The sequence below is a fragment of the Nonomuraea antimicrobica genome (assembly GCF_039536965.1).
Classification (GTDB): Bacteria; Actinomycetota; Actinomycetes; order Streptosporangiales; family Streptosporangiaceae; genus Nonomuraea; species Nonomuraea antimicrobica.
In genome coordinates this window covers 144,434-158,912 of the sequence record NZ_BAAAZP010000099.1, presented here as the reverse complement: position 1 = coordinate 158,912, position 14,479 = coordinate 144,434, and the positions used below count along the sequence as shown (strand labels likewise).

The following is a 14,479-nucleotide window of genomic DNA, read 5'->3' as shown; positions in this document are numbered from 1 at the left end:
GGCGCGGCCGGCGCGGCGATCGGCGGGGCGGACCGTGCGGCGGCGGTTCCCGGCGTGGCGGCCGCCGAAGGGGGAGCCTCCCAGGCGGCTTCCGCGCTCGCCGGAACGGGGATTCCGGTGACCGGAGCGTCAGGGGTGGTCGCGGCGGGGACACTCGCCTCGCGGGCGCTGGCGATGCGCGGAGACTCGGCCCTGATGGGCACCGGCATGCCAGGAGCGCGGGTGTGCGCCCTGGGGAAGGTCACCGGCTCGCGGGCCGTGGACGTCACACTCAGGGCTCCTGAAGGGGCCAAGGAGGTGGTGGTCGCGGCGGTGGCCCGGCTGCGGGGCGCCGAGGGCGGCGGGCTGACGACCATGAGCCGGACGGCCGCCCTGCGGGTGCGGGAGCCGGGCATCCCCGAGACGACCACGTTCACCGGCCACGCCCGGCGCCTGGGCCCCGCGGAGCACGCCACCGGCGGGCAGCCCGCCGGGGCCACCGGCACGAAGGGCGGAGCCGCCGCGAAAACGGAGGCCGCCGGTGCCGGGGCAGAGATGCGGTCCACAGGCGCAGAGGGGCGGTTCACTTCGGAGGCCCGGTCCACGGGTTCGGAGGCACGGTCCACCGGCAGGGGGGCGCCGGCCGCCGATGCAGGGGCGCTGTCCGACGGTTCCGCGGCCGCGCTGGAGTTGCCGGAGGTCATGCCGCTGCCCCCCATAGCAGGCGCGGCACCACAGGCCGATACCGGTGCAGGTGCCGCTGGGGCGCCGCCGGCCGGGGTCGGTGGGATGTCGCAGTTCTCCGGGGCCGCGCCGCCGGCGGTGCCCGGCGCGTCCGGGCAGCCCGCGCCCGCCATCTCGTTCCAGGCCGGTGCCGCCGAAGGTGAGGCGCCGTTGCCGTGGGACATCGCCGCGGCGGCCAAGCCCGTGCGCCCCGCCGGATGGACCAGCCCGATCGACGGCCCGCTGGGGTTGCCCATGGCCGCCGGGGGTATCGGACTGTTGATGGCGGCTCTCTGGGCGGTTGTCACGGTACAACGGGGCCGAAACCGGCGAAAGGTGTTGTAGTTTCGTCTTTACTGTTACTTTTACCCGGCTAGTATTCCTTTGACCATGGTTCCGGGACTGCGCGGAGGGTACCGGTGGCACGCACACGAGCGACAGCCGTGTCCGCGATCGTCCTGGCGGTCGGCTTGGCCGGCGCCGGGGCTACACCATTCGTCGTGCAGAGTGCCAGCGCTTCCGCGGCGGCGTTCCGCTCGCCGGTCGAGCCCTGTGACGTCGGCGAGCAGTGTGAACTCACGCCCGAGACGACCGTCACGGTCACCACCACCTTAGGCTCGCCACCCCCCACGGACGACGCCGGAGACGAGGCGCCGGAGACGACGGTCACCAAGACCGTCACCGCGACTCCCACCAAGGCGAGCAAGACCCCGACCCCGAAGAAGACCACCTCCTCCCCTCCGGCTCCCATCCCGGAGACCACCCCGCAGAACCCGGCGCCGATCCCGAGCGCCGAGGTTCCCCCGGTCATCTCCACCACGCCCACGCCCGAGGCGTCCGTCGAGATGCCGGCGATCGCCCCGACGACGGGGGCGGCCTCCAGCCCGCTCCCGAGCCAGACGCAGGCCGCCTCCACCGAGGAGGTGCCGCTCGAGCTGCGTAACGCCGCGCCGGAGTTCGACCAGCGCACGCTGACGCAGAACCTCAGCATCCCGGCGCTGGTGCTGGTGCTGCTCGTGCTCTTCGCCGTGCTCATCTTCGAGGGACGGCTGCGCCGGATGGCCCACGCGGCGGCCGTACGCAGGGCCGGCCCGCAGATGCCCCGGCCCGACGTGCCCCCGGCCGGCGGCTACCCGGCGGGTCCTGGCTACGCGACGGCGGGCTTCGCGGCCCCCGGATACCCGGGTGGCACGGCGTACGCGCCCATCATCAGCTTCGTGCCGGTGCAGACCTACCCGCCGGCCCCGCCCCAGTACGGCTACCTCGACCCGAACCACCCGTACCCGTCGCAGGGCTACATGGAGCCGCCCGGCCCGGCGAACGCCCCGCCGGAGCCCGTGGTGCTGCACCCGGACGAGTTCGACTCCTACAGCGAGCCGCCGAGGTCCCGCGAGCGTGACCCGTTCGAGCCGCTGGTCCCGCCCGCGCCGCCGCCCTCGGACATCCCACCGGGCGGGGCGAGCCCGTACGACCCCGACCGTGACCAGCCGCTGGGCCCGGTCTCCGCCGCCGAGCAGGGCGACTCGGAGCCGTGGCAGCACCAGCAGCCCGGCTCGTTGTTCGACCCGGCGATGAGCTACGACCCGCCGCCGTACCTGCCGGCCGACGGGGACGTGACGGCCGTCCAGCCGCTGCCGCCCTTGTCCGAGCAGGACGGGCAGCCGCAGGGCCTGGAGGCGGCGAGTGGCGTTCAAGGGCCCGCAGAGCCGACAGGACAAGCTGAGTCGGCAGACGAGGCAGGGCACACCAAGGAGCTGCCCGACCCCAAGCGCAGGCTCTTCGGCAGGAAGAAGAAGTGAGCTGAACGGCGAAGGGGCTGGAATCCCGGAGATTCCAGCCCCTTTCGCCGCGCCGCCTACTTGTTGTCAGCGCCGCGCCTGAAGATCTTGTTGCCCAGCCACACCAGCGGGTCGTACTTGCGGTCCACCACGCGCTCCTTCATCGGGATCAGCGCGTTGTCAGTGATCTTGATGTGCTCGGGGCAGACCTCGGTGCAGCACTTGGTGATGTTGCAGTAGCCGAGGCCGTGCTGCTGCTGGGCCGCCTCCTGCCGGTCGGCCACGTCGTACGGGTGCATGTCCAACTCGGCGATCCGCATGAGGAAGCGCGGACCGGAGAAGTTGGTCTTGTTCTCCTCGTGGTCGCGGATCACGTGGCAGACGTTGTTGCACATGAAGCACTCGATGCACTTGCGGAACTCCTGCGAGCGCTCGACGTCGACCTGCTTCATCCGGTACTCGCCGGGCCGTACGCCGCTCGGCGGCGTGAAGGAGGGCACCTCCCTGGCCTTCTGGTAGTTGTACGTGACGTCGGTCACGAGGTCCTTGATGACCGGGAAGGTGCGCATCGGCGTGACCGTGATGGTCTCGTCCTCCTCGAAGGTGGACATCCGGGTCATGCAGCCGAGTCGCGGCTTGCCGTTGATCTCCACGCTGCACGAGCCGCACTTGCCCGCCTTGCAGTTCCACCGGACGGCCAGGTCGGGCGCCTGCGTGGCCTGGAGGCGGTGGATGATGTCGAGGACGACCTCGCCCTCGTTCACCTCGACGGTGAAGTCCTCGAGCCTGCCCTCGCCGCCCTCACCGCGCCAGACCTTGAATTTTGCCTTGTAGCTCATGACTGCTTCGCTATCCCGTCGAACTCGGTCATCTCTTCGTCGGTGAGGTACTTCTTCAGCTCGTCCCGGTCGAACAGGGTGATGAGGTCGTCGCGCATGGGGGTCTGCCGCTGGACCTCGACCTTGACCGTGGAGCCGTCCTCGGTGGAGCAGACGAGCAGCTCGCGGCGCCACTCCGGGTTCATCCCCGGGAAGTCGTCGCGGGTGTGCCCGCCCCGGCTCTCCTCGCGCATGAGCGCGGCCCGTGCCACGCACTCCGACACCAGCACCATGTTGCGCAGGTCGATCGCGAGGTGCCAGCCCGGGTTGTAGATGCGTGAGCCGGCCGCCCCGACCATGCGCACGCGCTCCCTGAGCTTCTCCACGACCCCCAGGGCCTCGGAGACCTCCTCGGCCTTGCGGATGATGCCGACCAGGTCGTTCATCGTGCGCTGGAGCTCGTGGTGGACCTCGTACGGGTTGTCGCCGCCGCGGCCCAGGGGCGCCAGCGCCTCCTCCCTGGCCGCCTCCACCTGCTCGGGCGCGACCTTGGGCCGCTCGGCCAGGCCGTCCACGTACGACGCCGCGCCCGCGCCCGCCCGGCGGCCGAACACCAGCAGGTCGGACAGCGAGTTGCCGCCCAGCCGGTTGGACCCGTGCATGCCGCCCGACACCTCGCCGGCCGCGAACAGCCCCGGTACGGCCGCCGCGCCGCTGTCGGCGTCGACCTCGACGCCGCCCATGATGTAGTGGCAGGTCGGGCCCACCTGCATGGGCTCGGCGGTGATGTCGACGTCGGCCAGCTCCTTGAACTGGTGGTGCATCGACGGCAGCCGCTTCTTGATCTCCTCGGCCGGCAGCCGGGTGGAGACGTCGAGGAAGACGCCGCCCTGGGGCGATCCGCGACCGGCCTTCACCTCGGCGTTGATCGCGCGGGCCACTTCGTCACGGGGCAGCAGCTCCGGCGGGCGCCGGTTGTTGGCCTGGTCGGTGTACCAGCGGTCGCCCTCTTCCTCGGTGGTGGCGTACTTGTCCTTGAAGACGTCGGGGATGTAGTCGAACATGAAGCGCCGGCCCTCGGAGTTGCGCAGCACGCCGCCGTCGCCCCGTACGGACTCGGTGACGAGGATGCCGCGCACGGACGGCGGCCAGACCATCCCGGTGGGGTGGAACTGGATGAACTCCATGTTGATCAGGTTCGCGCCGGCGAGCAGGGCCAGGGCGTGGCCGTCGCCGGTGTACTCCCAGGAGTTGGACGTGACGACGTACGACTTGCCGATGCCGCCGGTGGCGAGGACCACGGCGGGGGCGTCGAAGAGCACGAAGCTCCCCGACTCGCGCCAGTAGCCGAACGCCCCGGAGATCGCGTCGCCGTCCTTGAGCAGGCGCGTGATCGTGCACTCGGCGAAGACCTTGATGTAGGCCTCGTAGTCGCCGTAGGTCTCGTAGTCCTCCTGCTGGAGCGCGACAACCCGCTGCTGCAGCGTGCGGATGAGCTCCAGCCCGGTACGGTCGCCCACGTGTGCGAGCCGTGGGTACTCGTGCCCGCCGAAGTTCCGCTGGCTGATCTTGCCGTCTTTGGTGCGGTCGAACAGGGCGCCCCACGCCTCGAGCTCCCAGACCCGGTCGGGAGCCTCCTTGGCGTGCAGCTCGGCCATGCGCCAGTTGTTGAGGAACTTGCCGCCCCGCATGGTGTCGCGGAAGTGCACCATCCAGTTGTCGTCGGGGTTGACGTTGCCCATCGCGGCGGCCGCGCCGCCCTCGGCCATGACCGTGTGCGCCTTGCCGAACAGCGACTTGCAGACGATGGCCGTCCTCTTGCCCTGTTGGCGGGCCTCGATCGCGGCGCGCAGGCCGGCGCCGCCCGCGCCGATGACCACGACGTCGTACTCGTGTCGCTCTGTGTTGTGCGTGTTTTCCACTGAAGGCTGTCCTTACGCGTACGGGAAGGCGATGATGCCCTTGGCCACCAGGCGGACGTACAGGTCGGCGCCCATGACGGAGAACATCGAGGCCCACGCGAGGGGTTGGTGCTTGGCGTTGAGCTTGGAGACGAACGTCCAGGCCCGGTAGCGCAGCGGGTGACGGGAGAAGTGGTTGAGCCTGCCCGCGGTGATGTGCCTGCAGGAGTGGCACGACAGCGTGTAGGCGTTGATGAGGACGGCGTTGGCGATCAGGATCCAGCTTCCCAGCCCCAGCGGCTTGTGCACGAGCGCCAGGATGGCGTCATAGGCCAGGACGATGCCGATGACGATGGCCGCGTAGAAGAAGTACCGGTGGACGTTCTGGATGATCAGCGGGAAGCGCCGCTCACCGGTGTACTTGCCGTGCGGCTCCTGCACGGCGCACGCCGGCGGTGACAGCCAGAACGAGCGGTAGTACGACTTGCGGTAGTAATAGCAGGTCAGCCGGAAACCGCCGGGCAGGGCCAGGATCAGCAGCCCGGGCGACAAGGTGTACCAGTCGCCGATCGGCGCCCAGCCGAACAGCCGCGCCCCTTCAGGACACGTCGCCTCGGCCAGACAGGGTGAGGCGAACGGGGCGATGTAGGGATCAACGAAGATGCTCGTGTCGATGATCGCCCATACACCGTAGACCAGGAAGGAGCTGAGCCCCAGGAACGTAAAGAGCGGGACCAGCCACCATCTGTCCGTGCGCAACGTGCGCACCTTGACCTGCGCACGCTGCCGTCGGACCGGAGCGTCGGGCGTCATTTGGGTCATCGCGGACCTCTCCACCTCCCGCGGACCCGTCGCGCAGGGGGTCCGTGGTTCGTTTCGCTGGGCGCGCTCACACTGCGGGGATCCCGCTCGGGCGCGCATTGGTGGGGGATACGTTACGACGACAGGATCGACATTTGTGAGCGGGGTCACTCACTTTTTCGATGACCGGCTGTGATTCCTGTCACGTACGTGCGTCAGAGGCTGTACCCCTGGGCGGGTAACTTCACCACGGTCACAAAAAAATCATCTATTTGACGGACAACCCGGATAAATTGCTCAAAATCCACCGGCTTCGCAACATAGGCGTTGGCGTGCAGCCGGTAGCTGTGCAGAATGTCCTCCTCCGCCTCGGAGGTCGTCAGGATCACCACGGGGATCGTGCGCAGCACCGCGTCGGCCTTCACCTCCTGCAGCACCTCCATGCCGCTCATCCTGGGCAGGTTGAGGTCGAGCAAAATCAGGTCGGGGCGCGGCGCGTCGGAGTAGCCCCCCTCGCGACGCAGGAACGCCATCGCCTGCTCGCCGTCGTTGACCACGCTGAGCCGGTTGCGGACCTTGTTGAAGTCGAACGCCTCCTTCGTGAGCAGGATATCCCCCTGGTCGTCCTCCACCAGGAGCACCTCGATCGGGCGCCATCCGTTCATCGTGCGTCTCCCGCCGCCGGTAGGGTCCACCGGAACGTGGCGCCATGGCCCCCAGTGGTGCGCCCAGTGGTGCGCCCAGTGGTGCGCCCAGTGGTGCGCGCAGTGTTGCCCGCAGGTTGCCCGTCGAGCCATAGCTGCCCGCCGTGATACTCGACGATCTTCCGGCACAGGGCCAGTCCGATGCCGGTCCCCGGGTAGACGTCGCGGGGGTGGAGCCGCTGGAAGATCAGGAAGATGCGGTCGGCGTACTTGGGCTCCACCCCGATGCCGTTGTCGGAGCAACTGAACTCCCACATGCCGCCCTCCCGCCGGGCCCCGACGTGGACGCGCGGGGGCTCCTCGGAGCGGAACTTCAGCGCGTTCTCGACCAGGTTCTGGAAGAGCTGGGTGAGCTGCAGGGCGTTGCCGTCGACCCGGGGCAGCTCGTCGCGGGTGACGGTGGCCCCGGTGTCCTCGATCGTGGCCGAGAGGTTCTCCAGCGCCCGGTCCAGCGCCGCGCCCGAGTCGGTGACGGCCCGCTCGCCGGTGATCCGGCCGACCCTGGAGAAGTCGAGCAGGTCGTTGATGAGCAACTGCATGCGCTTGGCGCCGTCGACCGCGTAGTGGATGTACTGCCTGGCCCGCCCGTCGAGCTCGGAGCCGTAGCGCTGCTCCAGCATCTGGGTGAAGCTGGCGACCTTGCGCAGCGGCTCCTGGAGGTCGTGGCTGGCCACGTACGCGAACTGCTCCAGCTCCCCGTTCGACCTGCGCAGTTCCTCGGCCTGGTCGGTGGCCGTGCGCCAGGCCGACAGGATCCGGGCGCGCATGGAGTCGATGTGGCTGGACAGCTCGGCCAGCTCGGCCGGGCGGTCCACGTGCAGCTCGCGGTCGAAGTCTCCGGCGGCGACCGCGCGCACCTGCCCGGCGAGCTGCTCGACGGGCTTGAGCACGGCGTAGCGCACGATGACGGCCAGCCCGGCCCCGCAGGCCATCAGCAGCGCGAACAGCACGACCAGCGCCTGGGTCAGCCGGCTGATCTGCGCGGCCTCCTCGGAGGTCGGGGCCAGGGCGGCGGCCTGGCCGATCATCGCCATGACGACCACGACCCCGGCGGCGAAGGTGACGCCGGCCACCACCCCGATCAGCAGGAACCAGCGGGCGACGGGCAGCCGGCCCAGCCCGGTCGGCTCCTTCGGCGGGGGAAGCGGATGGATGCTCATGCTCTCCTCCTGCGTACCATGACCACGGCCAGGTCGTCGCTGAGCGCCCCGACGTGCCCGATGAGCCGGTCGAGGTCGATGGCGCCGTGCGCGCGCACCAGGGCGACCAGGCCGTCCACGCCGAGGAACTCGTGCGGATCGCCCACGGTCGCCTCGATGAGACCGTCGGTGTAGAGCATCATCGACCACTCCTCGCCCAGCGGCACGTCCAGCACCGACCACTCCGCGTCGGGGAAGATCCCGAGCGGCGGGCCCGACGGCGAGCCTGGCACCACGTCGACGCGGCTCCCGCGCACCAGTACGGGCGGCGGGTGGCCGACCAGGCGCATCGTGGCGTGGGTCAGGTCGGGCGTGATCGTGGCCAGGCACAGCGTGGTGAAGATCTCCGGATCCTTGCGCTCGGCCCGCAGCAGGCTGTCGAGCGTACGCAGCAGCGTGTCGCCGGTCTGGCCGGCCAGCACCAGCGTGCGCCAGCCGATGCGCAGCGCGACGCCGAGTGCGGCCTCGTCGGGGCCGTGGCCGCACACGTCGCCGATCACGAGGTGCACCGAGCCGTCGGGGGTCTGCACGGTGTCGAAGAAGTCGCCGGCCAGCGTGCCGCCGCTGCCCGGCAGGTAGCGGGTCACGTGCTCGATCGAGGCCGTACGCAGCAGCGGGCCGGGTAACAGGGCGCGCTCCAGCCGGGCGTTCTCCTTGGCCGTCAGCTCGGCCTGGACGAGCTTGAGCTGGGCCACGTCGGCGCGCTTGCGCTCCATCGCGTACCTGATGGACCTGGCCAGCAGCCGCGCGTCCACGTCGCCTTTGACCAGGTAGTCCTGCGCCCCCGACTGCACGGCGGAGACGCCCATGTGCATGTCCCTGAGCCCGGTGAGCACCAGCACGGCCGTGTGCGGCGCCAGCGCCAGCACCTCGTCCAGCGCCTCCAGCCGGGCGGCGTCGGGCAGGGACAGGTCCACGAGCACGCACTGGATCTCGGGGGTCAGCTTCGACCTGGCCTCGTGCAGGCTCCGCGCCCGGAAGATCCTGGGCGGCGCCATGGCCTGCTTGAGCAGCTCTTCGACGAGGAAGGCGTCGCCGTCGTCGTCCTCCACGAGCAGCAGCGTCAGCGTTTCCGAGAGATTTGCCGTCAAGACACCTCATCGGGGAGTCGGAGCTTTCGCTCATTCTGCGATGAGTTCCACCCCTTGTGGAAGCGTGCCCTCGTGCCCGGCCTCGACGACGAAGGACAACAGCGTCTCCCTGAACGCCTGCGCGGCCCTGGGCGGGTCGACGTCCTTGCGGTGGGCCAGCGCGATCGTACGGCTGAGGCCGGGCGGCGCGAGCGGTGTGCCCAGCAGCCCCGGCCGGCCGTCGAGCACCATCGACGGCACCACGGCCACCCCCAGCCCCGCCTCCACGAACCGCAGCACCGCGTCCATCTCCCCGCCCTGCACCGCGAAGCGCGGCTCGAACCCGGCCTGCCGGCAGGCCGCCAGCGTCGCCTCCCGCAGGTCGTAGCCGCGCCTGAACATCACCATCGGCCGGCCCCGCAGGTCTTCGATGCGCAGGTAGGGGCCCTTGACCTGGGTGTGGGAGGGGGAGACGACGACGAGGTTCTCGCGCAGGACCTCCTCGGTCACCAGCGAGGGGTCGTCGCTCTGCAACGGCATGATGATCAGCGACAGATCGAGCTGCCCCCGGGCCAGCGCCCTGATCAGGTCGCGCGACCCGCCCTCCTCCACCAGCAGCTCGATCCCCGGGTACGAGCGGTGGAAACGGGCCAGCACGTCGGCCAGCAGGCCCGAGCAGAGCGAGGGCGTGGCCCCCAGGCGCACCCGCCCGCGGCGCAGCCCGGCGAGCTGGGCCACCTCCTGCCTGGCGGTGTCGGCGTCGGCCAGGATGCGGCGGGCCAGCGGGAGCAGCGCCTCACCGGCGGCCGTGAGCGTGACGTTGCCGCGCGCCCGCGAGAACAGCCGCGCGCCGAGGTCCTCCTCCAGCGCCTTGATCTGCTTGCTGAGCGACGGCTGCGCGACCCGCATCCGCTCGGCCGCCTGCGTGAAGTGGCGGGACTCCGCCACCGCGACGAAGTACGCGAGCTGCTGGAACTGCATGTGATATTCCTCGCACCGCCACCGCGTAAGGTCCCGATAAACCCCTACCGACCCACATCATAGCCGCAAGCTATCGAAACCACTCCTGTCATGACTTGGACGGATCATCGCTGGGTACCTAGCGTGTGAAGACGTGACTGCCACGATAGAGCGGGGCGCCGCCACAGCGCCCGTCACCGATAGCACCCCCAAGAAGTCTCCAGCCCGCAAGAGGCCAGGTGGGTTCCTGACCTCGTCGAACGGCAAGAAAGTCGTCATGGCCGTCACGGGCGCCGTGATGGTGCTCTTCCTCGTCCTGCACATGCTGGGCAACCTGAAGATCTTCTTTGGCCGCGAGTCCTTCAACGAGTACGCCCACGCGCTGCGTACGCTCCTGGAGCCGATCGCGCCCTACCGCTCGGTCCTGACGATCCTGGAGATCGGCCTCGTCGCGGCCGTCGTCCTGCACATGTGGGCCGCGATCTCGCTGTCCCGCCGCGCGGGCAAGGCCAGGCCGGTCAAGTACGTCGCCAAGAAGTCGCAGGCGAGCGGTTACACCACGCACATCATGCGGTGGGGCGGCGTCACGATCGCGCTCTTCGTGATCTGGCACCTCCTCGACCTGACCTTCGGCGTCGTGAACCCCGAGGGCTTCAACTCCGCCCCCGCCGACCGGATGGTCGAAGGCTTCGACCCGTCCCGGTGGTGGGTGACGCTGATCTACGTCGTGGCCGTCGTCATGGTCGGGCTGCACCTGCGCCACGGCGTCTGGAGCGCCATCCAGACGCTGGGCTGGGCCAACCGCAACCGCTACCGGGTCCTTCGCGTGACGGCCGGGCTGCTCTCCGCGGTCCTGGTGATCGGATTCCTGGCTCCGCCCCTCGCGATCACGTTCGGAGTTGTGAAGTGAAGTACACCGAAGGCCCTGAGCTGCGCGACACCAAGGCTCCCGAGGGACCCGTCCAGGAGCGGTGGGAGAAGCGCAAGTTCGGTGCCAAGCTGGTCAACCCGGCCAACAAGCGCAAGCTCCACGTGATCGTGGTCGGCACCGGCCTGGCGGGCGGCTCGGCCGCGGCCACGCTGGGCGAGCTGGGCTACAACGTGACGTCGTTCTGCTACCAGGACTCGCCGCGCCGCGCCCACTCCATCGCCGCGCAGGGCGGCATCAACGCCGCCAAGAACTACCGCGGCGACGGCGACAGCATCTACCGCCTCTTCTACGACACCGTGAAGGGCGGCGACTTCCGCGCCCGTGAGTCGAACGTCTACCGCCTGGCCCAGGTCTCGGTGAACATCATCGACCAGGCCGTGGCGCAGGGCGTGCCGTTCGCCCGCGAGTACGGCGGCCTGCTCGACACCCGCTCCTTCGGCGGGGCCCAGGTCTCCCGTACGTTCTACGCCCGCGGCCAGACGGGGCAGCAGCTCCTGCTGGGGGCGTACCAGGCGCTGGAGCGGCAGATCGCGGCCGGGACGGTCACGATGCACACCCGGCACGAGATGCTCGACCTGATCGTCGCCGACGGGCGGGCGCGCGGCATCATCGTGCGCGACATGGTGACCGGCGAGATCGAGCGCCACCTGGCCGACGCCGTGGTGCTGGCCACCGGCGGCTACGGGAACGTGTTCTTCCTGTCCACGAACGCCAAGGGCTGCAACACCACCGCCATCTGGCGGGCGCACGAGCGGGGGGCGTACTTCGCCAACCCCTGCTACACGCAGATCCACCCGACCTGCATCCCCGTGTCGGGCGAGTACCAGTCGAAGCTCACGCTCATGTCCGAGTCGCTGCGCAACGACGGCCGCGTGTGGGTGCCGCTGCGCAAGGACGACGAGCGCGCCCCCGGGGACATCCCGGAGGAGGAGCGCGACTACTACCTGGAGCGCATCTACCCGGCCTTCGGCAACCTGGTGCCGCGCGACATCGCCTCGCGCGCCGCCAAGAACGTCTGCGACGAGGGCCGCGGCGTCGGCCCCGGCGGGCTCGGCGTGTACCTCGACTTCCGGGACGCCATCAACCGCCTCGGCCGCGACGCCGTCGAGAAGAAGTACGGCAACCTCTTCGAGATGTACGAGCGCATCACCGGTGAGAACCCGTACGACGTGCCGATGCGCATCTACCCGGCCGTCCACTACACGATGGGCGGGCTGTGGGTCGACTACGACCTGCAGTCCACGATCCCCGGCCTGTTCGTCATCGGGGAGGCCAACTTCTCCGACCACGGCGCCAACCGCCTCGGCGCGTCGGCGCTCATGCAGGGCCTGGCCGACGGGTACTTCGTGCTGCCGACCACCCTCGGCGACTACCTGGCCGCCGGCCCGTTCGGAGAGGTGGACGAGGAGGCCGTGGCCGAGGCCGAGATCAAGGTCCGCACCAGGATCGACCGGCTGCTGGCCGTGAACGGCACCCGCACGCCCGACTCCTTCCACCGCGAGCTGGGCAAGCTCATGTGGGACTACTGCGGCATGGAGCGCACCGAGGAGTCGCTGCGCAAGGCGCTGGAGCGCATCCCCGAGCTGCGCGCGGAGTTCTGGCAGAACGTCAAGGTGAGCGGCGCCGCGGAGGAGCTGAACCAAGTGCTGGAGAAGGCCGGTCGCGTCGCCGACTTCTTCGACCTGGCCGAGCTGATGTGCCTGGACGCCCTGGTCCGTACGGAGTCCTGCGGCGGCCACTTCCGCGCCGAGTCGCAGGACGCCGACGGCGAGGCCCTGCGCGACGACGAGCACTTCGCGCACGTGTCGGCCTGGGAGCACGCCGAGGACGGGCCCGTCCTGCACAAGGAAGCGCTCGAGTACGAGTACGTGAAGATGACCCAGCGGAGCTACAAGTGAACCTGACCCTGCGCGTTTGGCGGCAGAGCGGCCCCTCGGACGCGGGACGCATGGTGACGTACCGGGTGGAGGACGTCTCCCCGGACATGTCGTTCCTGGAGATGCTGGACGTGCTCAACGAGCGGCTCATCCTGGAGGGCGACGACCCGATCGCCTTCGACCACGACTGCCGCGAGGGCATCTGCGGCATGTGCGGCATGGTCATCAACGGCGTCGCCCACGGCGAGCAGCGCGCCACGACCACCTGCCAGCTCCACATGCGCCACTTCGAGGACGGCGCCGAGATCACCATCGAGCCGTGGCGCGCGGCCCCGTTCCCGGTCGTCAAGGACCTGGTCGTGGACCGCAGCGCGTTCGACCGCATCATCCAGGCGGGCGGCTTCGTCTCGGTCCCGGCCGGCTCCGCCCCGGACGCCCACAGCGTCCCGGTGCGCAAGGAGGACGCCGACGCGGCCTTCGACGCGGCCACCTGCATCGGTTGCGGCGCCTGCGTGGCCGCCTGCCCGAACGGCTCGGCCTCCCTCTTCACCGCCGCCAAGATCACCCACCTGAGCCTCCTGCCGCAGGGGCAGCCCGAGCGGCTGTCGCGCGCCAAGGCGATGGTGGACCAGATGGACGCGGAGGGCTTCGGCGGCTGCACGAACACGGGCGAGTGCACGGCGGTCTGCCCGAAGGGGATCCCGCTGGACTCGATCGCGCAGATGAACGGCGACTACCTCAAGGCAAGCGCCAAGTAGGCAGCCCCGCCGCCCTTGTGCCCGGTAACCACGGTCGTGTGACTACGCCGCTGTAACTACAGAGGCGCGCTCACCTGCGCAGAATGATAGTTACAACTATCATAGTTGTAACTATCATTCTGTCTTCTTCGCGCGCGGGGTTCACCGGCGAGCTGGTGGAGGTGGCGCGCGGGCGTCGCGACGTGGAGTTGGTGGATCTGCGCCGCCTGTACTCCGGCGACTGATCCGAACGGTGGCCCGCCGGGAGGGGCCGTCACCCGCTCTGGCGGGCCTTGTCGTTGGCGTTCGTGCGGATCTGCTGGATGCGCTGCTTGGTCAGCCCCAGCAGCTCGCCGATGTCGCCGTCGGACAGCCCCAGCTCGTGCATGTGCTTGACCCGCTTCTTCAGCGTGCGCGTGTAGTCCTCGGCGATGGCGGCGGCCTGGCGCTGGAGGGCGGCGAAGTCGTCGAGGTCCTGCTCGGACAGGCCGGGCAGCGTGTAGTGGAAGACCGGCGACGGCGGCCGGCCGCGATCGGCGAACAGGAACGGGAGCCCCTCGGCGACGTCCCCGTGCAGCTCCTTCAGCGTACGGGCGGACATGCCGCCGGCCACGCCGTCCACCTGCGCCAGCCAGAGGTTGCCGGCCATGGTGACGTGGACGTCGACGCGGTCTGCGGTCATCGGGGTGCTCCAGTCAGTCTTTCTGCCGGTCGTACGGCGGGGACGGTCAGCCGGTCGTCGCCGAAAGCCAGTCGTCGCCGAACACGTGTGCCAGCCCTCGTTCGAGAGAGTCGACCAGGTGGGGGGTCTCCTTGGGGTAGAGCGGGACGATCGCGCGGGCCACGACCCGGCCCTCGGTGTCCCACAGCAGGAGGAAGCGTTGCCGCCTGGTCGTCTCCGCCCAGTCGCAGCGCAGGCCGTGGAGGTGGGAGAGCCTGATGATCCGATCGCGGATGGTCGCGTAGTCGTCTCGTTCCACCACACGCGGCAGACTATATCC

At 69.8% G+C, this 14,479-nt stretch carries 13 protein-coding genes and 1 pseudogene; 5 read left to right on the top strand and 9 right to left on the bottom strand.

Annotated elements, in window-relative coordinates; translation table 11 throughout:
* Both ABD844_RS27575 and ABD844_RS27570 read left to right on the top strand, forming a co-directional pair.
* A pseudogene (locus ABD844_RS27575) lies at positions 1 to 1,047 on the top strand (hypothetical protein); the annotation flags it as partial.
* Positions 1,048 to 1,202: 155 nt separating this feature from the next.
* The gene (locus tag ABD844_RS27570; protein WP_344884051.1) at positions 1,203 to 2,501 is read left to right on the top strand and encodes a hypothetical protein; all 1,299 of its coding nucleotides are present in this window, start codon (positions 1,203 to 1,205) and stop codon (positions 2,499 to 2,501) included.
* Between the two features lie 56 nt (positions 2,502 to 2,557).
* On the opposite strand, the gene ABD844_RS27565 is transcribed toward ABD844_RS27570, so the two are convergent.
* The 7 genes from ABD844_RS27565 to ABD844_RS27535 form a co-directional block, all read right to left on the bottom strand.
* Entirely contained in the window at positions 2,558 to 3,319 is a 762-nt protein-coding gene (locus ABD844_RS27565; protein WP_344884048.1) for a succinate dehydrogenase/fumarate reductase iron-sulfur subunit, read from the bottom strand.
* The gene (locus ABD844_RS27560) at positions 3,316 to 5,220 is read right to left on the bottom strand and encodes a fumarate reductase/succinate dehydrogenase flavoprotein subunit (RefSeq protein WP_344884045.1); all 1,905 of its coding nucleotides are present in this window, start codon (positions 5,218 to 5,220) and stop codon (positions 3,316 to 3,318) included. Before ABD844_RS27560 ends, ABD844_RS27565 begins: the two co-directional genes overlap by 4 nt.
* Positions 5,221 to 5,232: 12 nt before the next feature.
* Entirely contained in the window at positions 5,233 to 6,021 is a 789-nt protein-coding gene (locus ABD844_RS27555; RefSeq protein ID WP_344884042.1) for a hypothetical protein, read from the bottom strand.
* A gap of 194 nt (positions 6,022 to 6,215) precedes the next feature.
* Entirely contained in the window at positions 6,216 to 6,665 is a 450-nt protein-coding gene (locus ABD844_RS27550; RefSeq protein WP_344884038.1) for a response regulator, read from the bottom strand.
* A complete protein-coding gene (locus ABD844_RS27545; protein ID WP_344884034.1) occupies positions 6,662 to 7,864 on the bottom strand; it encodes a sensor histidine kinase in 1,203 nt (400 codons plus the stop codon). The genes ABD844_RS27550 and ABD844_RS27545 overlap by 4 nt, the downstream gene beginning before the upstream one ends.
* Entirely contained in the window at positions 7,861 to 8,994 is a 1,134-nt protein-coding gene (locus ABD844_RS27540) for a PP2C family protein-serine/threonine phosphatase (protein WP_344884031.1), read from the bottom strand. The genes ABD844_RS27545 and ABD844_RS27540 overlap by 4 nt, the downstream gene beginning before the upstream one ends.
* Before the next feature lie 30 nt (positions 8,995 to 9,024).
* Entirely contained in the window at positions 9,025 to 9,954 is a 930-nt protein-coding gene (locus tag ABD844_RS27535) for a LysR family transcriptional regulator (protein WP_344884028.1), read from the bottom strand.
* A 133-nt stretch (positions 9,955 to 10,087) separates the two neighbouring features.
* On the opposite strand from ABD844_RS27535, the gene ABD844_RS27530 reads away from it, so the two are divergent.
* Genes ABD844_RS27530 through ABD844_RS27520 form a run of 3 tightly spaced genes read left to right on the top strand, consistent with a single transcriptional unit; the run spans position 10,088 to position 13,499 of the window.
* On the top strand, positions 10,088 to 10,843 hold the full coding sequence (locus tag ABD844_RS27530) for a succinate dehydrogenase cytochrome b subunit (RefSeq protein ID WP_344884026.1): 756 nt from the start codon (positions 10,088 to 10,090) through the stop codon (positions 10,841 to 10,843).
* Positions 10,840 to 12,762 (top strand): fumarate reductase/succinate dehydrogenase flavoprotein subunit, encoded by a 1,923-nt coding sequence (locus ABD844_RS27525; RefSeq protein WP_344884024.1) that lies wholly within the window; start codon positions 10,840 to 10,842, stop codon positions 12,760 to 12,762. Before ABD844_RS27530 ends, ABD844_RS27525 begins: the two co-directional genes overlap by 4 nt.
* A complete protein-coding gene (locus ABD844_RS27520) occupies positions 12,759 to 13,499 on the top strand; it encodes a succinate dehydrogenase/fumarate reductase iron-sulfur subunit (RefSeq protein WP_344884021.1) in 741 nt (246 codons plus the stop codon). Before ABD844_RS27525 ends, ABD844_RS27520 begins: the two co-directional genes overlap by 4 nt.
* A gap of 253 nt (positions 13,500 to 13,752) precedes the next feature.
* On the opposite strand, the gene ABD844_RS27515 is transcribed toward ABD844_RS27520, so the two are convergent.
* Positions 13,753 to 14,160, bottom strand: coding sequence for a hypothetical protein (locus ABD844_RS27515; RefSeq protein WP_344884018.1), 408 nt, complete (start codon positions 14,158 to 14,160; stop codon positions 13,753 to 13,755).
* Between the two features lie 46 nt (positions 14,161 to 14,206).
* Positions 14,207 to 14,461, bottom strand: a complete 255-nt coding sequence (locus ABD844_RS27510; protein ID WP_344884015.1) for a hypothetical protein — start codon at positions 14,459 to 14,461, stop codon at positions 14,207 to 14,209.
* Positions 14,462 to 14,479: the final 18 nt, after the last annotated feature.